This is a genomic window from Rhizobacter fulvus (genome assembly GCF_964020785.1).
In genome coordinates this window covers 3,935,874-3,958,455 of record NZ_OZ224516.1, presented here as the reverse complement: position 1 = coordinate 3,958,455, position 22,582 = coordinate 3,935,874, and the positions used below count along the sequence as shown (strand labels likewise).

At 68.0% G+C, this 22,582-nt stretch carries 25 protein-coding genes; 6 read left to right on the top strand and 19 right to left on the bottom strand.

What is annotated here, in order from left to right; all coding sequences use genetic code 11:
* Positions 1-4: 4 nt before the first annotated feature.
* From ACWH49_RS18820 to ACWH49_RS18770, 11 genes are all read right to left on the bottom strand, one after another.
* Positions 5-880 (bottom strand): MipA/OmpV family protein, encoded by an 876-nt coding sequence (locus tag ACWH49_RS18820; protein ID WP_448172852.1) that lies wholly within the window; start codon positions 878-880, stop codon positions 5-7.
* Positions 877-1,902, bottom strand: coding sequence for a chorismate transformation enzyme, FkbO/Hyg5 family (locus tag ACWH49_RS18815; RefSeq protein WP_448172851.1), 1,026 nt, complete (start codon positions 1,900-1,902; stop codon positions 877-879). The genes ACWH49_RS18820 and ACWH49_RS18815 overlap by 4 nt, the downstream gene beginning before the upstream one ends.
* Positions 1,899-3,230, bottom strand: a complete 1,332-nt coding sequence (locus ACWH49_RS18810) for an NAD(P)/FAD-dependent oxidoreductase (RefSeq protein WP_448172850.1) — start codon at positions 3,228-3,230, stop codon at positions 1,899-1,901. The genes ACWH49_RS18815 and ACWH49_RS18810 overlap by 4 nt, the downstream gene beginning before the upstream one ends.
* A 50-nt stretch (positions 3,231-3,280) precedes the next feature.
* On the bottom strand, positions 3,281-3,997 hold the full coding sequence (locus ACWH49_RS18805) for an ABC transporter ATP-binding protein (RefSeq protein ID WP_448172849.1): 717 nt from the start codon (positions 3,995-3,997) through the stop codon (positions 3,281-3,283).
* Between the two features lie 17 nt (positions 3,998-4,014).
* The gene (locus ACWH49_RS18800; protein ID WP_448172848.1) at positions 4,015-4,791 is read right to left on the bottom strand and encodes an ABC transporter ATP-binding protein; all 777 of its coding nucleotides are present in this window, start codon (positions 4,789-4,791) and stop codon (positions 4,015-4,017) included.
* A gap of 13 nt (positions 4,792-4,804) precedes the next feature.
* Positions 4,805-5,971: a branched-chain amino acid ABC transporter permease gene (locus ACWH49_RS18795; RefSeq protein WP_448172847.1), complete on the bottom strand. Its 1,167-nt coding sequence runs from the start codon at positions 5,969-5,971 to the stop codon at positions 4,805-4,807.
* 95 nt (positions 5,972-6,066) lie between these two features.
* Positions 6,067-6,990: a branched-chain amino acid ABC transporter permease gene (locus ACWH49_RS18790; RefSeq protein ID WP_056467546.1), complete on the bottom strand. Its 924-nt coding sequence runs from the start codon at positions 6,988-6,990 to the stop codon at positions 6,067-6,069.
* A 253-nt stretch (positions 6,991-7,243) separates the two neighbouring features.
* Positions 7,244-8,560: a replication-associated recombination protein A gene (locus ACWH49_RS18785; RefSeq protein ID WP_448172846.1), complete on the bottom strand. Its 1,317-nt coding sequence runs from the start codon at positions 8,558-8,560 to the stop codon at positions 7,244-7,246.
* Positions 8,557-9,180 (bottom strand): outer membrane lipoprotein chaperone LolA, encoded by a 624-nt coding sequence (gene lolA, locus ACWH49_RS18780; protein WP_448172845.1) that lies wholly within the window; start codon positions 9,178-9,180, stop codon positions 8,557-8,559. Before lolA ends, ACWH49_RS18785 begins: the two co-directional genes overlap by 4 nt.
* Positions 9,177-11,549: a DNA translocase FtsK gene (locus ACWH49_RS18775; RefSeq protein WP_448172844.1), complete on the bottom strand. Its 2,373-nt coding sequence runs from the start codon at positions 11,547-11,549 to the stop codon at positions 9,177-9,179. Before ACWH49_RS18775 ends, lolA begins: the two co-directional genes overlap by 4 nt.
* A 17-nt stretch (positions 11,550-11,566) precedes the next feature.
* Positions 11,567-12,235, bottom strand: a complete 669-nt coding sequence (locus ACWH49_RS18770) for a Crp/Fnr family transcriptional regulator (protein ID WP_448172843.1) — start codon at positions 12,233-12,235, stop codon at positions 11,567-11,569.
* 220 nt (positions 12,236-12,455) lie between these two features.
* On the opposite strand from ACWH49_RS18770, the gene trxB reads away from it, so the two are divergent.
* The 3 genes from trxB (at position 12,456) to rpmG (ending at position 13,944) form a co-directional block, all read left to right on the top strand.
* Positions 12,456-13,406, top strand: coding sequence for a thioredoxin-disulfide reductase (trxB, locus tag ACWH49_RS18765; RefSeq protein ID WP_056467534.1), 951 nt, complete (start codon positions 12,456-12,458; stop codon positions 13,404-13,406).
* Between the two features lie 124 nt (positions 13,407-13,530).
* Complete coding sequence (gene rpmB, locus ACWH49_RS18760) at positions 13,531-13,764, top strand: 50S ribosomal protein L28 (protein ID WP_056467531.1); 234 nt, start codon at positions 13,531-13,533, stop codon at positions 13,762-13,764.
* A gap of 12 nt (positions 13,765-13,776) precedes the next feature.
* Positions 13,777-13,944, top strand: coding sequence for a 50S ribosomal protein L33 (rpmG, locus tag ACWH49_RS18755; protein ID WP_056467528.1), 168 nt, complete (start codon positions 13,777-13,779; stop codon positions 13,942-13,944).
* A gap of 134 nt (positions 13,945-14,078) precedes the next feature.
* Here the strand turns inward: rpmG and ACWH49_RS18750 are convergent, their stop codons facing one another.
* Positions 14,079-15,302, bottom strand: coding sequence for a DesA family fatty acid desaturase (locus tag ACWH49_RS18750; protein WP_448172842.1), 1,224 nt, complete (start codon positions 15,300-15,302; stop codon positions 14,079-14,081).
* Positions 15,303-15,427: 125 nt separating this feature from the next.
* Positions 15,428-16,687 (bottom strand): RsmB/NOP family class I SAM-dependent RNA methyltransferase, encoded by a 1,260-nt coding sequence (locus ACWH49_RS18745; RefSeq protein WP_448172841.1) that lies wholly within the window; start codon positions 16,685-16,687, stop codon positions 15,428-15,430.
* 19 nt (positions 16,688-16,706) lie between these two features.
* On the opposite strand from ACWH49_RS18745, the gene ACWH49_RS18740 reads away from it, so the two are divergent.
* Positions 16,707-16,952: a DUF1653 domain-containing protein gene (locus ACWH49_RS18740; protein WP_448172840.1), complete on the top strand. Its 246-nt coding sequence runs from the start codon at positions 16,707-16,709 to the stop codon at positions 16,950-16,952.
* Positions 16,949-17,605, top strand: a complete 657-nt coding sequence (locus ACWH49_RS18735; protein WP_448172839.1) for a DUF1345 domain-containing protein — start codon at positions 16,949-16,951, stop codon at positions 17,603-17,605. Before ACWH49_RS18740 ends, ACWH49_RS18735 begins: the two co-directional genes overlap by 4 nt.
* A gap of 7 nt (positions 17,606-17,612) precedes the next feature.
* Here ACWH49_RS18735 and purN read toward each other — a convergent pair whose 3' ends face one another.
* Positions 17,613-18,239, bottom strand: coding sequence for a phosphoribosylglycinamide formyltransferase (gene purN / locus ACWH49_RS18730; protein WP_448172838.1), 627 nt, complete (start codon positions 18,237-18,239; stop codon positions 17,613-17,615).
* Between the two features lie 43 nt (positions 18,240-18,282).
* Between purN and trpS the strand changes: the two genes are divergently transcribed.
* The gene (trpS, locus tag ACWH49_RS18725) at positions 18,283-19,278 is read left to right on the top strand and encodes a tryptophan--tRNA ligase (protein WP_448172837.1); all 996 of its coding nucleotides are present in this window, start codon (positions 18,283-18,285) and stop codon (positions 19,276-19,278) included.
* 9 nt (positions 19,279-19,287) lie between these two features.
* Here trpS and ACWH49_RS18720 read toward each other — a convergent pair whose 3' ends face one another.
* The 5 genes from ACWH49_RS18720 to ybaK are packed head-to-tail and all read right to left on the bottom strand — an operon-like array spanning position 19,288 to position 22,536.
* Entirely contained in the window at positions 19,288-20,583 is a 1,296-nt protein-coding gene (locus tag ACWH49_RS18720) for a tryptophan--tRNA ligase (protein ID WP_448172836.1), read from the bottom strand.
* Complete coding sequence (locus ACWH49_RS18715) at positions 20,580-20,969, bottom strand: glutaredoxin family protein (RefSeq protein WP_157615713.1); 390 nt, start codon at positions 20,967-20,969, stop codon at positions 20,580-20,582. The genes ACWH49_RS18720 and ACWH49_RS18715 overlap by 4 nt, the downstream gene beginning before the upstream one ends.
* Before the next feature lie 17 nt (positions 20,970-20,986).
* Positions 20,987-21,340, bottom strand: coding sequence for a RidA family protein (locus tag ACWH49_RS18710; RefSeq protein WP_448172835.1), 354 nt, complete (start codon positions 21,338-21,340; stop codon positions 20,987-20,989).
* Entirely contained in the window at positions 21,337-21,990 is a 654-nt protein-coding gene (gene plsY, locus ACWH49_RS18705; RefSeq protein ID WP_448172834.1) for a glycerol-3-phosphate 1-O-acyltransferase PlsY, read from the bottom strand. The genes ACWH49_RS18710 and plsY overlap by 4 nt, the downstream gene beginning before the upstream one ends.
* 60 nt (positions 21,991-22,050) lie before the next feature.
* A complete protein-coding gene (gene ybaK, locus ACWH49_RS18700; protein ID WP_448172833.1) occupies positions 22,051-22,536 on the bottom strand; it encodes a Cys-tRNA(Pro) deacylase in 486 nt (161 codons plus the stop codon).
* Positions 22,537-22,582 lie beyond the last annotated feature (46 nt).

The following is a 22,582-nucleotide window of genomic DNA, read 5'->3' as shown; positions in this document are numbered from 1 at the left end:
CACCTCAGTCGGGGCTCGAGACTTGCGCGGACGAGGTTGCCAGGATCCACGAGACGCCGAAGCCGAAGGTCAGTGCGGAACGGCGCCGCACCAGCGGGCTGTCGTCGAAGGTGGCGCCGCGCAGCTGGTCGTAGCGCAGGAACGCGCCCACCCAGGCGTTGCCGAAGCGGCGCGAGCTCGCCGCCAGCGCGCGCCAGCCACCGTAGCCGCCGTGCGCCTGGTAGGCCGGGCGAGTCGCGGTCGCGTAAGCCGGATCGACACCGTAGAAGTAGCTGTGCTGCTTGCGGTCGGCGAACACCGGCCCGGTCAGCACGCCGACGTTCCAGCCGCCGGCCACGCCGCCGAGATCGAGGTTCAGGTTCGGCTCGAAGGTCGTGCCGACGACCCTTGGCGACCGCTCGATCGAGAAGCCGGCGCGCAGCGGAAGGCGCAGGTCGAGCTTCCAGCGGGCCGGGCGCGATCGGGCGAGCGTGATGTTCAGGTTCGGGCCGAGCTCGAACGTGCCGTGCAGGTCGGGCATGCCCTGGCGCGCGTCGTTGTCCGAGCTTTGGGTCGGGGTCGACGCCGCGGCGCTGATGTCGACCTTGACCCGCGCGGAGTCGAACAGCAGCGCGCGCGCCCCGTCGCGGTCGGCCTTCAGCCAGGTGCCGCGGTAGACGATGTAGGGCAGCGGCAGCACATAGGCGTGGCGCTGGTCCGAGCCGCGGTAGTCGGGCAGGCTCAGGCCGGCCACGCCCAGGCCCAGTTCCCACAGCGGCCGCTGGACGCGGGTGCCGGTGCCGGCGTCGACATCTGGTCCGGGCTCGACCGGTTGGGCGTTCGCGATGCCGCCAACCGCAGCGAGCACCAGCGCGGCGATGCGTTCGTTGCGGGTCTTCATGCGGGCGTCTTGCGCAACGCGAAGCCGTGGGCCTCGATCTCGACCAGCAGTTCGCTGCGGCAGATGTCCGCCTGCAGGTAGATGGCGTCGCGCGCGGCGGGCGTGTCGGCCCCGACGGCCTGTTCGAACACCTCGCGAATGACGGCGAGGTCGTCGGCGCGGCGCACGTAGACGGTGTAGCTCAGCGCGTCGGCCGGGAACGGCACGCCGGCCCGCTCGGCAGCGACCTGGCGCACGGTGTCGATGTTCAGCAGGCTCTCCTCGGTCTGACGTTTCACGTCGCCGATGTGAACGGTGGCATGGCCGACGATGCTCGCGGTGCCGGAGATGAACAGCGCGTCGCGGCCGCCCCCTGCGTCCACCAGCGCCGCGCGCGAGAAGGTCGGGCTGCGCGGGCCGTAGGTGTCGGGGTAGCGGTAGGCGCTGACCTGGCGCGGGTTCTCGATCGCCAGCGGTGGCCGACGGCCGGCCAGGAAGTAGACCCGCAGCGGCCCGTCGCGCGTGCCAAGCGCGCACGCGGCGGGCGACCCCTCGAACGCGCTGCGGCGCGCCTCGATGAACGCCTGCTGACGGCCGGCGTTGAACTGCCGGTAGCGCTCGCTGCCGCCGGTCTCGCGGTTGATGTCGGCGAGGTAGTTCCACAGCCGCAGCAGGTTCGGGCTGCGGTTCTGCGCGAGCACCGCAAACAGGTCGGTGTAGGCGCGGTGCGATGCGGCCTGCAGACCGACGGCCTGGTCATCGATCTCGGCCACGCCGTGCAGCCAATCGCCATCGGTCACGAACTGCACGCAGCCGTGCTGCTGGACGGCGCCGACGCAGCCGCCGAGCCACCAGTCGTGCGCAGGGCCCGGGCGTGCGAGCAGCGGGGAGTTCAATGCGGCAGCGTCATGACCGACGACACGTCCGCCGAGCGCATGTGCCGCATCGACCGGCGGCGCGCCTGCGTCCAGCCAGACGCGGCGGAACAGCAGCGGTTCGGTGGCGACAGCGAGTTCGCGTGCGGACGCCGGCACCACACTCACGCGACCGAGCCCTCGACGTCGCGGATGTTGACGCGGCGGCGCTTCCAGGCGCGCACGGTGCGGCCGAGGTTGCCGATCGAAACGATGTAGTACAGCGCCTTCATCACGCGCAGCGACCCCCAGATCGGCGTCTTGCCGAAGATGTCGCCGGCCAGCAGCGACAGCAGCGCCTCCTTCACGCGCAACGGGTTCTGCGGGTACATGAAGAACTCGCGCATCGTCGGGTTGGTCACGCGGAAGATGAACCACGAGAACTCGCGCGGCCCGTGCTGCATGCGCTTGTCGAAGCGGCGCCGCGCCGCGGCATAGGCAGCGGGGCGATCGAGCGCGGTCTCGACCACGTCGGCGCCCTCGAAGGCACTCTGCATCGCCAGGAACACGCCGCTCGAGAACACCGGATCGACGAACGCGTAGGCGTCGCCGAGCAGCAGGTAGCGGTCGCCGCTGCTGCGGGTGCTGCTGTACGAATAGTTGCCGGTGGCGTAGACCGCGTCATCGACCAGCGTCGCGCCGTCGAGCCGCTCGGCCAGTTGTGGACACAGCGCGATCGTGTCGCGCAGGAACTCGGGCAGCGGCCGTTTCTGGCGCGTCTTCAGGTAGTAGGGCCAGCACACCGCGCCGATGCTGGTGGTGCCGTCGGCCAGCGGAATGAACCAGAACCAGCCGTGCTCGAACCAGAAGATCGTGATGTTGCCTTCGAGCTTGCCCTCCAGGCGCTTGGCGCCGGTGAAGTGACCATAGAGCGCCGAGCTGTTGTGCTTGGGGTTCTTTTCCTTGATCTTGAACTGGTTGGCCAGCAGCGTGTCGCGGCCGGAGGCATCGACGATGAACTTCGTGCGCCAGGTCTGGCGCGCGCCGTCGTCGAGCTCGACCTGCACCGTCGCGCCCTCGGCGTCGAACTCGACCGCGCGCACCTGGTGGCCTTCAAGCGTCCGCGCGCCCCGGCGCGCGGCGTTCCTGAACAGGATCTCGTCCATCTCGGAGCGACGCACCTGCCACGCGTACGGCATGCTCTTGTCCCAGGCCTCCGCGAACTCGACGAAGGCCTTGTGGTCGTGGTCGGGCGAGACGAATTCGACGCCCCACTTGGGCATGCCGACCGCGGCGATCTGGTCACGCACGCCGAGCTTGTCGAAGAGCTGAACGTTCGCCGGCAGCAGCGATTCGCCGATGTGGAAGCGCGGGTGGTGAGCCTTCTCCATCACGACGACATCGCGGCCGCGCTCGCCGAGCAGGGCACCGATCGTGGCACCGGCAGGACCGCCGCCGACGACGAGCACGTCGCAGTGGAAATCGGCCGCAGCAGCGGAGGAAGATGGGGTGTTCATGGCCGGCGAATTGTATCGTCAGCCCTCTGGCGCCCCGGGGGGCGCGTGGCCTACTCGCCGAGGTAGGCGGCGCGCACCTTGGGGTCGTTCAGCAGCTGCTTGGCATCTCCGTTCATCGTGACCTCGCCGGAGTCCATCACGTAGCCTCGTGACGCCAACTGCAGCGCGCGGCTCGCGTTCTGCTCGACCAGCAGCACCGTCGTGCCGCGCTGGTGGATATCGTTGACGACCTCGAAGATCTTGTCGACCATGATCGGCGACAGGCCCATCGACGGCTCGTCGAGGAGCAGCACCTTGGGCTGGGCCATCAGCGCGCGGCCCATCGCGAGCATCTGCTGCTCGCCGCCGCTCATCGTGCCGGCGAGCTGGTTGCGGCGCTCCTTCAGGCGCGGGAAGATCGCGAACACCTTGTCGATATCGGCCTCGATCTGCTTGTTGTCGTTGCGGATGAACGCGCCCATCTGCAGGTTCTCGGTGATCGTCATGCGGGTGAAGGTGCCGCGGCCCTCGGGCACCATCACCAGGCCCTGCTTGACCAGGTCCCACGGGCCCTGCCCCTTGATCGACTTGCCGAGGTACTCGATGTCGCCGCCGACCGAGGGCTGGATGCCGGTAACAGCTTTCAGCGTGGTCGTCTTGCCGGCGCCGTTGGCACCGATCAGGCTGACGAGTTCACCCTCCTGAACTTCGAAAGTCACGCCCTTGACGGCCTGGATGCCGCCGTACGCGACCTTCAGCCCGGTGACCTTGAGCAACGTGTTTGCCATGGTGTTCGTTCCCGTGCTCAGTGTTTCTTGTCGCCGGCGCCGAGGTAGGCCTCGATCACCTTCTCGTTCTTCTGCACCTCGGCGGCCGTGCCTTCGGCGATCTGCTTGCCGTAGTCGAGCACGGTCAGGCGATCGCACAGGCCCATCACCAGCTTCACGTCGTGCTCGATCAGCAGGATGGTGCGGCCGTCCTTGCGGATCTGGTCGATCAGCTCGCGCAGCACCAGCTTCTCGCTGGCATTCATGCCGGCGGCGGGCTCGTCGAGCGCGATCAGCTTCGGGTCGGTCGCGAGCGCGCGGGCGATCTCGAGTCGGCGCTGGTCGCCATAGCTCAGCGTGCGCGCCTTGTACTGCGCGAAGCGGCCGATGCCGACGTAGTCGAGCAGTTCCTGTGCGCGCTTGGCGATCGCAGCCTCCTCGGCTTTGAAGCCCGCGGTGCGGAACACCGCGCCGACCAGGCCGGAGCCGGTCCGCACGTGGCGGCCGACCATCACGTTCTCGAGCGCCGTCATCTCGGCGAACAGGCGGATGTTCTGGAAGGTGCGCGCGATGCCGGCTTTGGCGACCTCGTGCACCGCGGTCGGCTTGTACGGCTTGCCGCCGAGCTCGAAGGTGCCGGAGTCGGGCGTGTACAGGCCGGTCAGCACGTTGAAGAACGTGGTCTTGCCGGCGCCGTTCGGGCCGATCAGGCCGTAGACCTGGCCCTTCAGGATCGTGATGCCGACATCGGACAGCGCCTGCAGGCCGCCGAAGCGCTTCGACACGCCTGCCACATGGAGAATGGTTTCGCTCATGGTGGGGCGCTCCTCACTTGGCCGTCGGCACGATGGGGGTGACCGGCGGCGGGATCTGCTCGCCGGGCGCGAGGTGCGCGTGCGGATTCACGGGCAGCGTGTCGGGCGTGACGTCCTGGCCGTGCTCGGGCGACGGCCACAGACCGCGCGGCCGCGACAGCATGATGCCGATCATCGCCAGCGCGATCAGCAGCTGGCGCAGGATCGAGGCGTCGAGCCGCCCGTCGGTCATCGCCTGCAACGGCCCCGCCACGTAGCGCAGCACTTCCGGCAACGCCGCGAGCAGCAGCGCGCCGACGATCACGCCGGGCAGGTGGCCGATGCCGCCCAGCACGACCATCGCGACGATCATCACCGACTCCTGCAGCGAGAACGACTCGGGCGAGATGAAGCCCTGGAAGCTCGCGAACATCGCCCCCGAGACGCCGCCGAAGGTGGCGCCCATGCCGAACGCGAGCAGCTTCAGGTTGCGGGTGTTGATGCCCATCGCCTTGGCGGCGATCTCGTCCTCGCGGATCGCCATCCAGGCGCGGCCGATGCGGCTGCGCTCCAGGCGGTAGCACACGACGATGCCGATCAGCACCAGCGCGAGGAACAGGTAGTAGTAGTTCGTGACCTTCGGGAACTCCATCCCGAACAGCTCCTGGGTCTTGCCGAAGTGGATGCCGAACATCGAGATGTCGTCGATGCCCGTGATGCCTTTCGGGCCGTTGGTGATGTTGACCGGCGCGTCCAGGTTGTTCATGAACACGCGCACGATCTCGCCGAAGCCGAGCGTGACGATCGCCAGGTAGTCGCCGCGCAGCTTCAACGTGGGGGCGCCGAGCAGCACGCCGGCGCCGCCGGCCAGCACCGCGCCGAGCGGGATGATCACCCACCACGGGGTGTGCAGCCCGTTCGGGAACATCGCGGCGATCGCCGGGAACGTGTCGGTCAGCTGCGGCGACGCGAGCAGGCCGAACATGTAGGCGCCGACCGCGTAGAACGCCACGTAGCCCAGGTCGAGCAGGCCGGCAAAGCCGACGACGATGTTCAGGCCGAGTGCCAACAGCACGTAGAGCAGCGCGATGTCGATGATGCGGACCCACGCGTTGCCGGCCTGCTGCGCGAGCAGCGGCAGGATCAGCAGGCCGATCGCGACGACCGCGATCTTGATCGTCTTGTTCTCTTTGAAGTTCATGTCGGGCCTTTCGCCGGGCCGCCCCAAGGAAGGCCCGCACCCCATCGGGGGGCAGTGAACGAAGTGAGCGTGGGGGTCATGTCATCTCCTGCGGGTCAGGCACGGTCCGCCACACGCTCGCCGAGCAGGCCTTGCGGGCGCAGCGTCAGCACGAGGATGAGCACGATGAATGCGAAGATGTCCTGGTAGTTGCTGCCCAGGATGCCGCCGGTGAATGCGCCGATGTAGCCCGCGCCGAGCGACTCGATCAGCCCCAGCAGCACGCCGCCGACCATCGCGCCGGCGAGGTTGCCGATGCCGCCGAAGACCGCCGCGGTGAAGGCCTTGAGGCCCGGCAGGAAACCCATCGTGTGCTGCACCGAACCGTAGTTGGCGGCGTACATCACGCCGGCGAGCGCAGCCAATGCGGCACCGATGATGAAGGTGGCCGAGATCACCGCGTCGGGTCGCACGCCCATCAAGCCGGCGACGCGCGGGTTCTCGGCAGTGGCGCGCATCGCCCGGCCGAGCTTGGTCTTGTTGACCAGGTACATCAGCCCGCTCAGCGTGATCGCGGTGACGACCAGGATCATGATCTGCACGTTGTTGATGACCGCGCCGCCGACGTTGTACGGCTCGCTCGGCAGCAGGATCGGGTAGCTCTTGTAGTTCGGCTTCCAGATGATCATCGCCAGCGTCTGCAGCAGCAGGCTCATGCCCATCGCGGTGATCAGCGGCGCCAGCCGCGGCGCGTTGCGCAGCGGCCGGTAGGCGATCTTCTCGATGCTGTAGTTCAGCACGCAGCAGACGACGATCGCGCAGATCAGCGAGATCAGCAGCATCAGCCAGCCCGGCAGGCCCATGCCGGCCAGCGCGGTGACGACGGTCCAGCTGGTCAGCGCGCCCACCATCAGCACCTCGCCGTGCGCGAAGTTGATCAGGTTGATGATGCCGTAGACCATCGTGTAGCCCAGTGCCACCAGCGCATACACGCTGCCGAGCACCAGACCGTTGATGATCTGCTGGATGAAGGTGTCCATTCGATGTCACTCCTGCGTTGTCGACTCGGGTCGCGGCCCCGTGACGAGCTCGTTGCGATCCGGCGTGCCCGTCATGCGCGGGGCTGATTTGCGTGCCTCATCCAGTAGCAATAATCCGGCCACCGTGAGTGCGCCGGCGGCCCGCCAAGTCAAGCCTGGGTCGGGCGCAGCGGATTCTAGGAGCCGGCGCAGGCGCTACCGACCCTGGCTTTCCCGGTAATGGTGCATCAAATCCGTATCAGGATCGACGCGGTCAACGCGGCTTGCGTGCGGCCTCGTTGAGCTGGCGGAGTTCTTCGAGGCGCTCGCCGATGCGGATCTCGAGCCCGCGATCAACCGGCTCGTAGAAGCGCGGTGCGCGCACGTCGTCGGGCCAGTAGGACTCACCGGCCGCGAAACCGCCAGCCTCGTCGTGAGCGTAGCGGTAGCCTTTGCCGTAGTCCAGCCCCTTCATCAATGCGGTCGGCGCGTTGCGCAGCCGCAGCGGCACGGCGCGCGTGCCGTCCTGCTTGATGAAGGCGCGCACCGCGTTGTAGGCCGCGTAGACCGCGTTGCTCTTGGCCGCGACCGCGAGGTAGACGACCGCCTGCGCGAGTGCCAGTTCGCCTTCGGGTGAGCCGAGCCGCTCGTAGGTCTCGGCCGCGTCGAGCGCCATGCGCAAAGCGCGCGGATCGGCCAGACCGATGTCCTCGGTCGCCATGCGCACAATCCGGCGCGCGGCGTAGCGCGGGTCGACGCCGCCGTCGAGCATGCGCACGAACCAGTACAGCGCGGCATCGGGATCGCTGCCGCGCACGGCCTTGTGCAGCGCGGAGATCGTGTCGTAGAACTGCTCGCCGCCCTTGTCGTAGCGCCGCAGCTGCTCGCCGAGCGAACGTTCGAGCAAGGCTTCGTCGATCTCCTTCACGCCCTCGGCGGTCCCCATCAGGTTCTCGTAGGCGTTCAGCAGGCGGCGAGCGTCGCCGTCCGCATAGCCGATCAGCCGGTCGCGCGCCGGCTCGGTCATCGGCGGTGCGCCGAGCAGCGCCTGCGCACGCGCGAGCAGTTCGCGCAGGTCGTCGTCGCCGAGCGGCTTCAGCACGTGGACGATCGCGCGCGAGAGCAGCGCCGAGTTGACCTCGAACGACGGGTTCTCGGTGGTCGCGCCGATGAAGGTGAACAGGCCCGACTCGACGTGCGGCAGGAACGCGTCCTGCTGCGCCTTGTTGAAGCGGTGCACCTCGTCGACGAACACCACCGTGCGGCTGCCGCCGTGGCGCGCGATCTGCGCGCGCTCGACCGCGTCGCGGATGTCCTTGACACCCCCGAGCACCGCCGAGATCGCGATGAACAGCGCGTCGAAGCCTTGTGCCATCAGGCGCGCCAGCGTGGTCTTGCCGACGCCGGGCGGGCCCCACAGGATCATCGAATGCAGCTTGCCGGACGCGAACGCCACGCGCAGCGGCTTGCCTTCGCCGAGCAGGTGCTGCTGGCCGATCACCTCGTCGAGCGTCTTCGGGCGCAGGCGCTCGGCGAGCGGCGCGTCGAGCTCGTCGTCGAACGGCAGCAGCGGCTCGTCGGCCAAGCTCACGGCTGCTCGACGACGTCCGCGCCGGGCGGCGGCTTGAACTGGAAGGTCTCGGGCGCGATCACCGCGCCGGCCATGAACTGGCTGAATTGCAGCAGCGAGCGCTGGTCGAACGCGTCGACGATCTCGACCGCGGCGAGCTCCTTGCCGCGAAAGCCCACGCGGACCGACTTGAAGCTGCCCTCCTTCGACTTCGGCGTGGCCGAGACCCATTCGAGGCCGTCCTTCGCCGCGTCCTTTGCAGGGACGGGCGCGAGATCGAAGTCCTTGTCGAGAGAACCGCCCGCCAGGAGCGCCGCAGGCGTGGCCCCGAGCGCGGCGCTGAACTTGCGGGAACTCGCCTGGTTCAGGTCGGCGTCGTAGATCCAGACCTTCTGGCCATCGGCGACGATGACCTGCTCGAACGGCTTGGCATACGCGAATCGAAACCGGTTCGGGCGCGCGAACTCGAAGCTGCCGGTCGACGTCTTCTTCTTCGCCCCGTCGGGCGACGTGACGGTCTGGGTGAACTGCGCCCGACCGCTCTTCACGTCGCGGATGAACTCACGCAGCGTGTCGACCGAGTCGGCACGCGCGGCGATCGCGATCAGGCCGAGCGACAGCGCGATCAGGGTTCGTTTCATTCGGCGGGGCGGTTCGGGGCGATGATGTCCCGGTTGCCGTTGGTGGACATGCTGGATACGAGTCCGGACTTCTCCATTTGTTCCAGCAATCGCGCCGCGCGGTTGTAGCCGATGCGCAGATGGCGCTGCACCAGCGAGATCGACGCGCGCTTGTGCTGCAGCACGATCGCGACCGCCTGGTCGTACATCGCGTCGCTCTCGCCGCCGCCCATCACGCCGCCTTCGCTGGTCAGCGCATCCGGACCGTCGTCGAGCACGCCGCCTTCCAGGATGCCCTCGATGTAGTTCGGCTCGCCCTGGCTCTTCAGGTACTCGACGACCCGGTGCACCTCGTCGTCGCTGACGAACGCGCCGTGCACCCGCACCGGGAAGCCGGTGCCCGAGGGCATGTAGAGCATGTCGCCCATGCCCAGCAGCGCCTCGGCGCCCATCTGGTCGAGGATGGTGCGCGAGTCGATCTTGCTACTGACCTGGAAGCTCAGGCGCGTCGGGATGTTGGCCTTGATCAGCCCGGTGATCACGTCGACGCTCGGCCGCTGCGTCGCCAGGATCAGGTGGATGCCACAGGCCCGGGCCTTCTGCGCCAGCCGCGCGATCAGCTCCTCGATCTTCTTGCCGACGACCATCATCAGGTCGGCGAGCTCGTCGATCACGATCACGACGTTCGGCAGCCGCTCCAGCGGCTCGGGCTGTTCCGGCGTCAGGCTGAACGGGTTCGGGATCAGTTCGCCGCGCGCCTTCGCGTCGTCGAGCTTCTTGTTGTAGCCGCCGAGGTTGCGCACCCCCATCTTGCTCATCAGCTTGTAGCGGCGCTCCATCTCGGCCACGCCCCACGTGAGCGCGTTCGCGGCGAGCTTCATGTCGGTCACGACCGGGCACAGCAGGTGCGGGATGCCTTCGTAGACGCTCATCTCGAGCATCTTCGGGTCGATCAGGATCAGGCGCACGTCGCGCGCCTCGGCCTTGTACAGCAGGCTCAGGATCATCGCGTTGATGCCGACCGACTTGCCCGATCCGGTCGTGCCGGCGACCAGGCAGTGCGGCATCTTCGCGAGGTCGGCGACGACCGGGTTGCCGACGATGTCCTTGCCCAGGCCCATCGTCAGCTGCGAGCTCGCGTCGTTGTAGACCGCCGAGCCCAGGATCTCGGACAGGCGGATCGTCTGGCGCTTGGGGTTCGGCAGCTCGAGCGCCATCGTCGTCTTGCCGGGGATCGTCTCGACCACGCGGATGCTGATCAGGCTCAGCGAGCGCGCCAGGTCCTTCGACAGGTTCATCACCTGCGAGCCCTTCACGCCGGTGGCCGGTTCGATCTCGTAGCGCGTGATCACCGGGCCCGGCGAGGCGGCGACCACGCGCACCTCGACGCCGAAGTCTTTCAGCTTCTTCTCGATCAGCCGCGAGGTCATCTCCAGCGTCTCGGGCGACACGCTCTCGGTGCGGCCCGGTGCGGCGTCGAGCAGGTCGACCTGCGGCAGCTTGGTGTCGGCCAGTTCGGTGAACAGCGGCTTCTGGCGCTCCTTGACGACGCGTTCGCTCTTCGGCACCTCGACCACGGCGGCCTCGATCACGATCGGCAGATGGTCCTCGTGCAGCCGGTGTTCGACATCGACGATCACCTCGCGCTCGCGCAGCGCCTGCTCGCCGACCCGCACGTCCTCGGCACGCTCGATGCGCTCGACACGGCGCTCCCGCAGCGATTCCGCCCACGCGCCGATGCGCTCGGCCAGCCGCAGCCACGAAAAGCGCAGCGCCATCGCGATGCCCGCCACCAGCGTGGCGATCCAGAGCACGCCCGAGCCCGCGAATCCCAGCAGTTGCTGACTCAGGTGGCCGAGCGTGTAGCCGACCGCGCCGCCCGCGTGGCCGCCGGCCACCCGACCCTCCCACTGGTACAGGCGGGTCCATTCGAGCGCCGAACTGGCCGCGAGGAGCAGCGCCAGGCCAGCCCAGAACAGCCAGAGCGGGCGCGGCGCGGCAGGCGCGGCCAGCGGCGCTGCCGCGTCGCTGCGCAGCACGCCGGCCAGCGCGCCGAGCCAGGCGCGCAGCGCGACCGCCACGGCCCACCAGACCGAGTAGCCGAAGACGAAGTACGCGATATCCGAGAACCAGGCACCCAGTGCGCCGGCCTTGTTGAGGGGGACCGGGGCGATGCCGGAGGTCGAGAACGCCGCGTCTGCGGCGTTGTGCGTGGCCAGCGCGATGACCGCCAGCAACCACAGCACACCGCCGATCAGCAGTCCGAGCTGGGCACGCCAGCCGGCCGGATGATGCGGCGCGGCAGCGTTGCGCGGGAAGGACGACGAGCCGGGGACGAGGCCACCGGCGGGGTTGCCGTCGGAGCGGAGCGAACCGAGTGGAAAGGTCATCCGCGGATTGTGGCCGATCAGCTCTGCGTCAACTGTTCCTTGATGATGACGGAGCCGTTTTCCTGCGTCTCGATCATGCCGCGTTCCTCGAGGTCCTTCATGACGCGGCTGACCATCTCGCGCGACGCGCCGACGACCTTGGCCAGATCCTGGCGCGAGACCTTGTTGCGGATCGTCTTCACGTCGCCTTCCATCTCGGCCATTTCGAGCAGCGTGCGGGCGACGCGGCCGTACACGTCGAGCAACGCGAGCGACTCGATCTGCCGGTCGGCGCTGCGCAGGCGCTGCACCAGCCCGCGCATGATCGCGTACGACAGGCTCGAGTTCTCCGGCAGGCAGCGCGCGAACTCGGCGCGGCCGAGGATCAGCATGTCGGTCTGGACTTCGGCGCGCACCGTGGCCGAGTGCGGCTCGTTGTCGATCAGGCTCATCTCGCCGACATAGTCGCCCGGCTGGAGCACCGCGAGGATCACCTCACGGCCGCGCGAGTCGGCGGTGAGGACGCGGGCCCGGCCGGTCAGCAGGATGAACAGCGCGTTCGATTTCTTGCCGTGCTCGACGACGATCTCCCCGCGCCGGAACCGGCGTTTGACCACCGCGTCGGCAATGCCCTGCGCCTGGTCGTTGGTGAGGAGCGAAAACAGAGGGACACGCCGAATCAGGTCGAGATTGGACAACATCGCCATGCGGATTTGCCTTTGCTTTTGTTGAAAACGGGCCTGCCATGAACCCACGGCATCTGTGCCAGAGACGCCTCCCTTGCGGACAGTCTCCGAACGAATTCGGGCGCTGCCTACAATTTGTCTATTGTCACCATTAATTTTCGGCGCGCCAACCCGGTCGTCCGGCTGTCAGACTCCCGCATCACCGCGCCGGACGGCCGCCCGAAACCCATCCATTTCTGCCATGAGCACTCCTGACCAACACGCCCGCGTCCTGATCCTCGGCTCGGGGCCCGCCGGCTACACCGCCGCAGTCTATGCCGCCCGTGCCAACCTGAAACCGATGCTGATCACCGGCATCGCGCAGGGCGGCCAGCTGATGACGACGACCGACGTGGACAACTGGCCCGCCGATGTCGACGGCGTGATGGGCCCGGACCTGATGCAGCGCTTCCAGAAGCACGCCGAGCGCTTCAACACGCAGATCGTGTTCGACCACATCAACAGCGTCGACCTCGGCAAGCGTCCGTTCACGCTGCTCGGAGACTCGGGGCGCTACACCTGCGATGCGCTGATCATCGCGACCGGCGCGAGCGCCAAGTACATCGGCCTGCCGTCGGAGGAAGCGTTCATGGGCCGTGGCGTCAGCGGCTGCGCCACTTGCGACGGCTTCTTCTATCGCGGGCAGGAGGTCTGCGTGGTCGGCGGGGGCAACACCGCGGTCGAGGAAGCGCTGTACCTCTCCAATATTGCAAGCAAAGTTCATTTGATCCATCGCCGTGACAAATTCCGCGCCGAACCGATCCTTGTCGACAAACTCCACGCCAAGGTGGCGGAGGGCAAGATGGAACTGCACCTCTGGCAAACGCTGGACGAGGTGCTCGGCGACGGCTCCGGCGTCACCGGCGTGCGCCTGAAAGCCACCCAAGGCGGGGCCACCTCGGAACTGAAGCTGACGGGCTGCTTCATCGCCATCGGCCACGAACCGAACACGTCCATCTTCAAGGGGCAGCTCGAGATGAAGGACGGTTACCTCATCACGAAGAGCGGTCTCGGCGGCATGGCGACCCAGACCAGCGTGCCGGGCGTGTTCGCGGCCGGCGACGTGCAGGACCATGTCTATCGCCAGGCGATCACCAGCGCCGGCACGGGCTGCATGGCAGCACTCGACGCCCAGCGCTTCCTGGAGCAGTGACGGTGTACATGCGCATCTGACCTGCTATACTCGCGGTCTTTGCCGAAATTCCGGTACCGGCGGTGTTTCAAGTCTTGTGAAGTCTTGTGACTAGCGCCGGATCTAATCGTTTAGGAGAAGCGTCATGGCACGCGTCTGTCAGGTCACGGGCAAAGGCCCGATGGTGGGTAACAACGTTTCCCACGCGAACAACAAAACGAAGCGTCGCTTTCTGCCGAACCTGCAGTACCGCCGCTTCTGGGTCGAGGCCGAGAACCGCTGGGTGCGTCTGCGCATCTCCAATGCGGCGCTTCGCCTGATCGACAAGGTGGGCATCGAAAAGGTCCTCGTCGACCTGCGCGCCCGCGGCGAAATCTAAGGAGCACCGATCATGGCAAAAGGTGGACGCGAGAAGATCAAGCTGGAATCCAGCGCCGGGACCGGTCATTTCTATACGACCGACAAGAACAAGAAGACCACGCCCGAGAAGCTGGAAATGATCAAGTTCGATCCGAAGGCACGCAAGCACGTGACTTACAAAGAGACGAAGCTGAAGTAAGCAGGGCACTGCGCTTCACTGAAGAACCCGCCCTGGTGGCGGGTTTTTTGTTGCCCGCCGCATCCATGATGCGGACAAAGGAAAAGGGCCGCGGTCAGCGGCCCTTGGCACGTCGGTAGCGCGCGCTCGGCGCGTCAGGCGTGCGCGGCCCGCAACTTGAGGGCGAACTCCTGCAGCGCCGCGATGCCGCTCTCCTCGGCCTTCTTGCACCAGGCCTGCAGGTCGACGACCAGCTGTTCCGCGGACACGTTGGTGCGGGTCCAGAGCGAGCGCAGTTCCTCGCGCATCGCGACCAGCTTGGCCAGGCCCGGGCTGTGCTCGACCGCTGCGGCGATCTGCGCCTTCAGCGCGTGCGGAATCTTGTCCTCGTCGCGATGCAGCCAGCGCTTGGCCAGTTCCATGTTGGCGAGCTTGGCGGCGCTGGGCTGGCCCTCAGCCTTCAGGCGCGCCACTTCGGCACGGCTCGCGTGGCGCAGGTTGCGCGCGTACTTGGCCATCACCTCGTAGCGGTTGGCGATGATCGCCTCGAGCGTCTTGTCGTCGGCCACGGGCTTGACGGCGCCGAGCTTCAACATCGGCGGGGTCGTGCGCACCTTGGCCAGACCGAGCATCTCCATGCCGCGGATATAGACCCAGCCGATGTCGAACTCGTAAGGCTTGACCGAGAAACGGGCCGACGTCGGATAGGTGTGGTGGTTGTTGTGCAACTCCTCGCCGCCGATGATGATGCCCCACGGCGTGACATTGCGCGACGCGTCCGGCGCCTCGAAGTTACGGTAACCCCACCAGTGGCCGATGCCGTTGATGATGCCGGTGGCCATCACGGGAATCCAGGCCATCTGCACGGCCCAGACGGTGATGCCGATCGCGCCGAACAGCATCAGGTCGAGCAACAGCATGACGCCCACGCCCTGCCAGCTGAAGCGGGTGTAGAGGTTGCGCTCGATCCAGTCGTCCGGCGTGCCCTTGCCGTACTTGACCATCGTCTCGGCGTTCTTGGATTCGGCGCGATACAGCTCCACGCCAGTCAGCAGCAGGGCCTTGATGCCGCGGGTCTGCGGGCTGTGCGGGTCTTCCTCGGTTTCGCATTTTGCGTGGTGCTTGCGATGGATCGCGACGAACTCCTTCGTCACCATGCCGGTCGTGAGCCACAACCACAGGCGGAAGAAGTGGGACGGGATCGCGTGCAGCTCGAGTGCGCGGTGCGCCTGCGCGCGGTGCAGGAAGATCGTCACCGAGGCGATCGTGATGTGCGTCGCGAGCAGCGCGAACACCAGCACCTGCCACCACGAGGCCCCGACCAAGCCATCGGCCAGCCAGTTGACCAGCGCATCCCGAACCATCAGCAACGAATCCATTTTCACCTTTGAGCCCGCTCGACGCGCGGGTGCAGCATTGTAAGGGACGGCCCCCTCGCAAACCCCTTCGAATTGACGGGTTTGATGGCACCTGTTTGAGGCATGTCAAGGCGTTCGGACGAATCTCAATGGCGCTGCCAGACCGCGGCGAAGAAACCGTCTGTTCCATGGCGGTGCGGCCACAGTCGCAGGAAGTCGCCGCGCACCAGACCGTCGGCCTGCGCGACATGCGCCTTGGTCAGCGCCTCGACAGCCGGTACCACCGTGAAATCGCGGCCCCGCTCGGCCGTGAAGGCTTGTGCGATCTCCTCGTTTTCCGCCTCGAGCAGGCTGCAGGTGGCGTAGACGAGCCGGCCGCCGGGCTTCAGCAGCCGTGCGGCACTGGCCAGGATCGCCGCCTGCTTGACGCGCATCTCCTCGATCGCCTGCGGCGTCTGGCGCCATTTCAGGTCCGGGTTTCGGCGCAGCGTGCCCAGTCCCGAACACGGCGCATCGACCAGCACCCGGTCCAGCTTGCCCGCCAGGCGCTTGATGCGGTCGTCGCGTTCGTGGGCGATCTGCACCGGGTAGACGTTCGACAACCCGCTGCGCGCCAGCCGCGGTTTCAGCGACGCCAGCCGGTGGCCGGAGGTGTCGAAGGCATACAGCCGGCCGGTGTTGCGCATCTCGGCCCCCAGCGCCAGTGTCTTGCCGCCGGCGCCGGCGCAGAAGTCGGCGACCATCTCGCCGCGCTTGGCGCCGGTCATCAGCGCAAGCAGCTGGCTGCCCTCGTCCTGCACTTCCACGTCGCCGCGCATGAACACCGCGAGCTTGTGCAGCGCCGGCTTGCTGTTGATGCGCAGCCCGAGCGGTGAATACGGCGTCGGCAGCGCCTCGATATTCTCGGCCTTGAAGGCGGCCTGGACCTCGTCGCGCTTGGCCTTGAAGGTGTTGACACGCAGGTCCAGCCCGGCGCCCTGATTCATGGCCTCGACCAGCGGCCAGAACTCGTCGCCGACGGCCGCCTGCAGCCGCTCGGCCAGCCAGTCGGGCAGGTTGTGGCGCAGCTTGTCCGGCAGCGCGCTGCGATCGACCTGGCTCACCTGCGCCACCCATTGCTGCTCGGCTTCGCTCAGCGCAGCCCGCAGGAAGCCCTCGTTGCCCTGCCACGCGAGGACCGCGAGGCGCCGCTCCATCTCGCCCTTGCCGGATTGGGCGAGGTGCTGGAACAGCAGCCGCTGCCGCAGCACCGTGTAAGTGGTCTCGGCCAGCGTATGGCGCTCGCGGCTGCCCAGCGTCCGGTTCTGGCGGAAGAAGTCGGACACCACGCCGTCGGCCGGGTGCTTGAGCTGCAGGACCTGGTGGATCAGTTCGGTGGCGAGTTCGAGCAAGGCGTTAGGGTGCATCCGCGGATTATCCTTGGCCATGACCGACAACTCCGATCTGCCCGCCCTGCCCGATGTTCCGCTCGGCCGCTACCGGCACTACAAGGGCGGCGAGTACGAGGTCGTCGGCGTCGCTCGCCACAGCGAGACGCTCGAGCCGCTGGTGGTCTACCGGCCGCTCTACAACGCCACCGGCTGGTGGGTGCGGCCGCATGCGATGTTCTTCGAGTCGATCGCGATCGACGGCGTCGCGCGGCCGCGCTTCGAGCCGGTGCCCGGCGCGTGAAACCGCTCGTCGGCCACCTGCGCGCCCACCCGCACCTGGTGGTGTCGGGCGTGCTCGGCGCAGTCGCGGCGTTCGCCGCGACCGGCGTCGACAGCGCCATCGCCCGCTGCCTGGTCGGCTGGAACGTCGGCGTCTGGTTCTACCTGGCGTGGACCGGCTGGACGATGAGCCATTCCGACCAGACCGATCTGAAGCGCGTCGCGGTCGCGCAGGCCGAGGGGGCGACCACGGTGCTGGTGATCGTCGCGTTCGGCGCGATCGCCAGCTTCGGTGCGATCTTCATCGAGCTCGCCGCCGCCAAGGCCAGCGTGCCCAAGCAAGCCTGGCCCCACGTGCTGTTCACGCTCGCGACGGTGACGGGTTCGTGGCTGCTGCTGCCCACCCTCTTCTCGCTGAACTACGCGAGCCTGTACCACGTCAGCGCCGGCGACAACGGCGGCCTGAAGTTTCCCGAGCAGGCGCCGGATTTCGAGCCGGACTACGGCGACTTCCTCTACTTCTCGTTCACCATCGCGGTCGCCTCGCAGACCGCCGACGTGACGATCTCGTCGCGGCCGATGCGCCGGCTCGTCCTGCTGCAGTCGGTGTTGTCGTTCGTGTTCAACACGACCATCCTCGCGTTCACGATCAACATCGCGGCGAGCATGATCTGAGGGGCGCTCAGCGCAACAGTTGCGGCTCGCCCTTGGTGTGCGTGACGATCCCGTGGCTGGTGCGCAGCAGGCCGTGGACGAGCCAACGCACCGCCCTCGGGTACAGCACATGCTCGCGTTCCAGCACGCGCGCGGCCAGCGACTCGGGCGTGTCGGCCGCCAGCACGGGCACCACGGCCTGCGCGATGATCGGCCCGTGGTCGAGCGCGGGCGTGACGAAGTGGACCGTGGCGCCTGCCAGCTTGCAGCCGGCCTCGATCGCACGACGGTGGGTGTGCAGCCCCGGGAACGCCGGCAGCAGCGACGGGTGCACGTTGATCAGGCGCCCTTCGAAGCGCTCGACGAACTCGTCGGTCAGGATGCGCATGAAGCCCGCCAGCGCCACCACGTCCGGCGTGTGCGCCTCGATCGCCCGCGCCAGCTCGGCGTCGAAGGCCGCGCGCGACTCGAACGCGCCGTGATCGACGACCGCGGTCGCGATGCCGTGCTGGCGCGCGAATTCCAGCCCCGCGGCATCGGCCCGGTTCGCGATCACCGCCGCGACGCGCGCATTCCAGCCCTCGGTCGCGCAGGCCCGCACGATGGCTTCCATGTTGGAGCCACGGCCCGAGATCAGAATGACGATTCGCTTCACAGGGCGCGCAGTGTAGCTGTCTGCCCTGCCTAGAATCCTGACGATGAAGCCACGCGTTCTCTCCGGCATGCGCCCGACCGGCGCGCTGCACCTCGGCCATTACCACGGTGCGCTCAAGAACTGGGTCAAGCTGCAGGAGCAGTTCGACTGCTTCTACTTCGTCGCCGATTGGCACGCGCTGACCACGCATTACGAGGATCGATCCGACCTGGAGCGAAACGTCTACGACATGGTCGTCGACTGGCTCGCCGCCGGCATCGACCCCGCGAAGGTCACGCTGTTCATCCAGAGCCGACTGCCCGAGCACGCCGAACTGTTCACGCTGCTCGCGATGGGCACGCCGGTGTCATGGCTCGAGCGCGTACCGACCTACAAGGACCAGATCGAACAGCTGCGCGGCAGGGACCTGGCGACCTACGGTTTCCTCGGCTACCCGCTGCTGCAGGCGGCGGACATCCTGATCTACCGCGCCGCGTTCGTGCCGGTCGGCGAGGACCAGGCGCCGCACGTCGAGATCACGCGCGAGGTGGCGCGCCGCTTCAACCACCTCTACGGCCGGGGAGAGTCGGTGCTGCCGGAGCCGGCCACGCTGCTGACCGAGACCGCCAAGCTGCCCGGCCTCGACGGCCGCAAGATGAGCAAGAGCTACGGCAACGACATCGCGATGCGCGACGCGCCGGCCGAGGTCGAACGCAAGGTCCGCCGCATGCAGACCGATCCCGACCGCGTGCGCCGCACCGACAAGGGCGACCCCGAGCGCTGCCCGGTCTGGCAGTTCCACCGGGTGTATTCGGATGCCGACACCCAGGCCTGGGTGCGCACCGGCTGCACGACCGCAGGCATCGGCTGCCTCGACTGCAAGCAGCCGGTGATCGACGCGATCGTCAAGGAACAGCAGCCGTGGCGCGAGCGCGCCGAGGCCTACCTCGCCAACCCGAAGCAGGTGCAGTGGATCGTCGAGGTCGGGACCGAGCAGGCGCGCGGCGTCGCGCGCGCGACGATGCGCCAGGTGCGCAGCGCGATCGGCCTGAACTATTGAAGCGGCGGATTACTGGGCGGCGAGCGCCGTCAGCGCGTCCGCCACGTCCTGCGCGCTGACGCCCACGCCGTGCGCGACCGGCGCGTCCGGCACTGCGGCGATGCCCTCGGCCTTCAGCCGTGCAACGCACTGACCGGCCTCGCGGCCCGACTCGAACGCATCGCTCTGCAGCAGCACGCGACCGTCCGCGGCCGCCAGCTTGAAGTAGAACTTGCCGTCGGTTTCGCGGTACTGCTTGAAGCTCGGCAAGGCGAGCTTCGCCTTCGCGGCAATCGCCGGCGCGGCCACCGCGACCATGCGGCGCAGTCCGACGGCGTCGCGCAGCTCGGCCAGGAACGGCGCCGCGACGAGCCGCGCCTTGCGTGCGCCTTCGAGCAGCGTCTCCTCGATCCGCTCCGGGTGCGCCATCAGCTCGGCATAGCGCGCGCGCAGCGGTCCCATGTCGCGCTCGATGCGTTCGACCACATGCGCCTTCGCATCGCCCCAGCCCATGCCGGCGGTCAGCTCGGCGCGGAACGCCGCCCGTTCGGCGTCGTCGGCGAACGCCTCGAAGATCGAGACGAGGTGGGCGCTGTCCGGATCCTTCGGCTCGCCGGGCAGCTTCGAGTCGGTGACGACACGCGCGATCGCGTCGCGCAGGCCCTTCGCGCCGCCCTCGAACAGCGGCACGGTGTTGTCATAGCTCTTGCTCATCTTGCGGCCGTCGAGGCCGGGCAGCATCGCCACGCGCTCGTCGACGTTCGCCTCGGGCAGCACGAACAATTCGCGCCCCTGGCCGAAGAGGTGGTTGAAACGCTGCGCCAGGTCGCGCGCCATCTCGATGTGCTGGACCTGGTCGCGGCCCACCGGCACGCGGTGGGCGTTGAACATCAGGATGTCGGCCGCCATCAGGATCGGATAGCTGAACAGGCCCATCGTGATGCCGGCGTCCACGTCCTCGCCCGCGGCCAGGTTCGCGTCGGCCGCGGCCTTGTAGGCGTGCGCGCGGTTCATCAGGCCCTTGGAGGCGACGCAGGTCAGCAGCCAGGTCAGCTCGGGGATCTCGACGATGTCGCTCTGGCGGTAGAACGTGGCGCGCTCGGTGTCGAGCCCGGCGGCGATCCAGGTCGCGGCGATCTCGAGCCGCGAGCGCTCGATGCGCGCCGGCTGGTCGCACTTGATCAGCGCGTGGTAGTCGGCCAGGAAGAAGAAGCTCTCGACGCCGGGCTCGCGGCTCGCGGCGATCGCCGGGCGGATCGCGCCGACGTAATTGCCGAGGTGCGGCGTGCCGGTCGTCGTGATGCCGGTGAGAACGCGTTGGATCATGTCGTGGGCTGAGGTTGAAGAGGCGGCCGTCGTTCGAGCGCATCGGCGATCGCCTGGGCGTTGAAGCCGAGCAGGCGCTGGCCGCGCACCAGCATCACCGGCGTGCCGGGCGCCATCAGCGCGTTGTACTTCGCGGCGCAGGTGGCGTCGCGCTCGATCAGGCATTCGGTGAACGGGACGCGATTCTCGTCGAACCAGGCGCGCGCCGCGGCGCAGTAGATGCAGGTGACCGACGCGATCATGTGGATGTCGCCCGGGCGCGCGACGGCCGCCACCTGGGCGCCCAGGCGCTCGCGGGACCACCACTGGAAGCCCTGCACCGCCGCGCTGCCGACCACCACCGCGGTCACCAGCCCGAGCAGCGAGCGCAGCGGCGTTGCACTCACGGGCGCACCGGGCGCGTTCACACCGCGGCCGTCACCACCATCTCGACGCGCCAGTCCGGCTTCGCGAGGTTGGCCTGCACGGTCGCGCGCGGCGGCGCATCGCCGGGCGCGAGCCAATCTTCCCAGACCTCGTTCATCGTCGGGAAGTCGGCCAGGTCCTTGATGAAGATCTGGCACATCAGGATGCGCGCCTTGTCGGTGCCGGCCTCGTGCAGCAGCTTGTCGATCGCGGCCAGCACCTGCTCGGTCTGGCCGCGGATGTCGGCCGACGCGTCGGCGGCCACCTGGCCGGCGAGGTAGACCGTGCCGTTGTGGATGGTCATCTCGGACAGTCGATCGCCGACGTGGAATCGGCGCAGGCCCTGGGTCATGATTTCGCTCCGTGTTTGGGTGAGGGATGTCGGGTGGCGGCCACCTTCTGGCCGAGCTTGCTTTCGGTGCCCTTCAGCAGCTTGTCGATGTTGGCGCGGTGCCGGTAGATCAGCAGCAGGCCCATCGCCGTGACCGCGACGGCGACCGGACCGCCGCCCCAGATCAGGATTTGATAGAACGGCGCGAACACCGCGGCGACGATCGCCGCCAGCGACGAATAGCGGGTGAACGCGGCGATGATGACCCAGGTCGCCAGCGTCGCCAGGCCCAGCCACGGATTCAGGCCGAGCAGCACGCCGGCCGCGGTGGCCACGCCCTTGCCGCCCTTGAAGTGGAAGAACACCGGCCACAGGTGCCCGAGGAAGGCCGCCAGCCCGACCAGCGCGAGCGTGCCCTCGTACAACCCGTGCGCGGTGCCGAACTGCTGTACCAGCAGCGCCGGCAGGTATCCCTTGAGCGCGTCGAGCAGCAGCGTCACGACCGCGGCGGCCTTGTTCCCGGAGCGCAGCACGTTGGTCGCGCCGGGGTTGCCCGAGCCATAGGTGCGCGGGTCGTTCAGGCCCATCGCGCGGCTGACGATCACGGCGAAGGACAGCGAGCCGACCAGGTAGGCGGCCAGCGTGGCGAGCGCGGGATAGAGGGTCTGCATGGACGATGAGGCGCGTAGTGCGGGGCGGGCGCTATTTTGCGCCCTGCGCCATCGCAGCGATCACAACCCGCAGTTCACCGGCTTCGCGCCGAGCAGGTCGACCAGGACCTGCGGCGCGATCCCGACCAGGTAGCCGCGCCGCCCGCCGTTGATGCAGATGCGCGGCAGCGCCAGCGCCGTCTCCTCGAGGTACACCGGCATCGCCTTGCGCAGGCCGAACGGCGAGGTGCCGCCGACCATGAAGCCGCTGTGCCGCTGCGCCACCTCCGGCTTGCACGGCTCGACCGACTTGGCACCGATCTGGCGCGCGAGGTTCTTGGTGCTGACCTGCTTGTCGCCGTGCATCAGCACGATCAGCGGCTGCGCGCGCTCGTCCTGCATCACCAGCGTCTTGATGACCTCGTGCTCCGGCACGCCGAGCTGTTTGGACGATTCGGCCGTGCCGCCATGCTCGACGTAGTCGTACACATGCTCGGTGAAGGCGATGCCGTGCTCGCGCAGGAACTTCGTCGCCGGCGTCTCGCTGACGTGGGCACCCTTCTTCATCGCGAGTCACGCAGCGGCCTGTTCATGGCGCGCGAGTTTATCCGCC

Bases quoted from the DNA above. Each gene is read 5' to 3' on its own strand.
- ACWH49_RS18750 (WP_448172842.1), bottom strand. From the start codon at position 15,302: ATGGATTCGTTGCTGATGGTTCGGGATGCGCTGGTCAACTGGCTGGCC.
- ybaK (WP_448172833.1), bottom strand. From the start codon at position 22,536: ATGAAGAAGGGTGCCCACGTCAGCGAGACGCCGGCGACGAAGTTCCTG.
- ACWH49_RS18795 (WP_448172847.1), bottom strand. From the start codon at position 5,971: ATGAACTTCAAAGAGAACAAGACGATCAAGATCGCGGTCGTCGCGATC.
- plsY (WP_448172834.1), bottom strand. From the start codon at position 21,990: ATGCAGACCCTCTATCCCGCGCTCGCCACGCTGGCCGCCTACCTGGTC.
- ACWH49_RS18790 (WP_056467546.1), bottom strand. From the start codon at position 6,990: ATGGACACCTTCATCCAGCAGATCATCAACGGTCTGGTGCTCGGCAGC.
- ACWH49_RS18710 (WP_448172835.1), bottom strand. From the start codon at position 21,340: ATGACCCAGGGCCTGCGCCGATTCCACGTCGGCGATCGACTGTCCGAG.
- rpmG (WP_056467528.1), top strand. From the start codon at position 13,777: ATGGCAAAAGGTGGACGCGAGAAGATCAAGCTGGAATCCAGCGCCGGG.
- ACWH49_RS18740 (WP_448172840.1), top strand. From the start codon at position 16,707: ATGACCGACAACTCCGATCTGCCCGCCCTGCCCGATGTTCCGCTCGGC.
- trxB (WP_056467534.1), top strand. From the start codon at position 12,456: ATGAGCACTCCTGACCAACACGCCCGCGTCCTGATCCTCGGCTCGGGG.
- trpS (WP_448172837.1), top strand. From the start codon at position 18,283: ATGAAGCCACGCGTTCTCTCCGGCATGCGCCCGACCGGCGCGCTGCAC.
- lolA (WP_448172845.1), bottom strand. From the start codon at position 9,180: ATGAAACGAACCCTGATCGCGCTGTCGCTCGGCCTGATCGCGATCGCC.
- ACWH49_RS18775 (WP_448172844.1), bottom strand. From the start codon at position 11,549: ATGACCTTTCCACTCGGTTCGCTCCGCTCCGACGGCAACCCCGCCGGT.
- ACWH49_RS18810 (WP_448172850.1), bottom strand. From the start codon at position 3,230: ATGAACACCCCATCTTCCTCCGCTGCTGCGGCCGATTTCCACTGCGAC.
- ACWH49_RS18720 (WP_448172836.1), bottom strand. From the start codon at position 20,583: ATGATCCAACGCGTTCTCACCGGCATCACGACGACCGGCACGCCGCAC.
- ACWH49_RS18770 (WP_448172843.1), bottom strand. From the start codon at position 12,235: ATGGCGATGTTGTCCAATCTCGACCTGATTCGGCGTGTCCCTCTGTTT.
- ACWH49_RS18745 (WP_448172841.1), bottom strand. From the start codon at position 16,687: ATGCACCCTAACGCCTTGCTCGAACTCGCCACCGAACTGATCCACCAG.
- ACWH49_RS18805 (WP_448172849.1), bottom strand. From the start codon at position 3,997: ATGGCAAACACGTTGCTCAAGGTCACCGGGCTGAAGGTCGCGTACGGC.
- ACWH49_RS18820 (WP_448172852.1), bottom strand. From the start codon at position 880: ATGAAGACCCGCAACGAACGCATCGCCGCGCTGGTGCTCGCTGCGGTT.
- ACWH49_RS18800 (WP_448172848.1), bottom strand. From the start codon at position 4,791: ATGAGCGAAACCATTCTCCATGTGGCAGGCGTGTCGAAGCGCTTCGGC.
- rpmB (WP_056467531.1), top strand. From the start codon at position 13,531: ATGGCACGCGTCTGTCAGGTCACGGGCAAAGGCCCGATGGTGGGTAAC.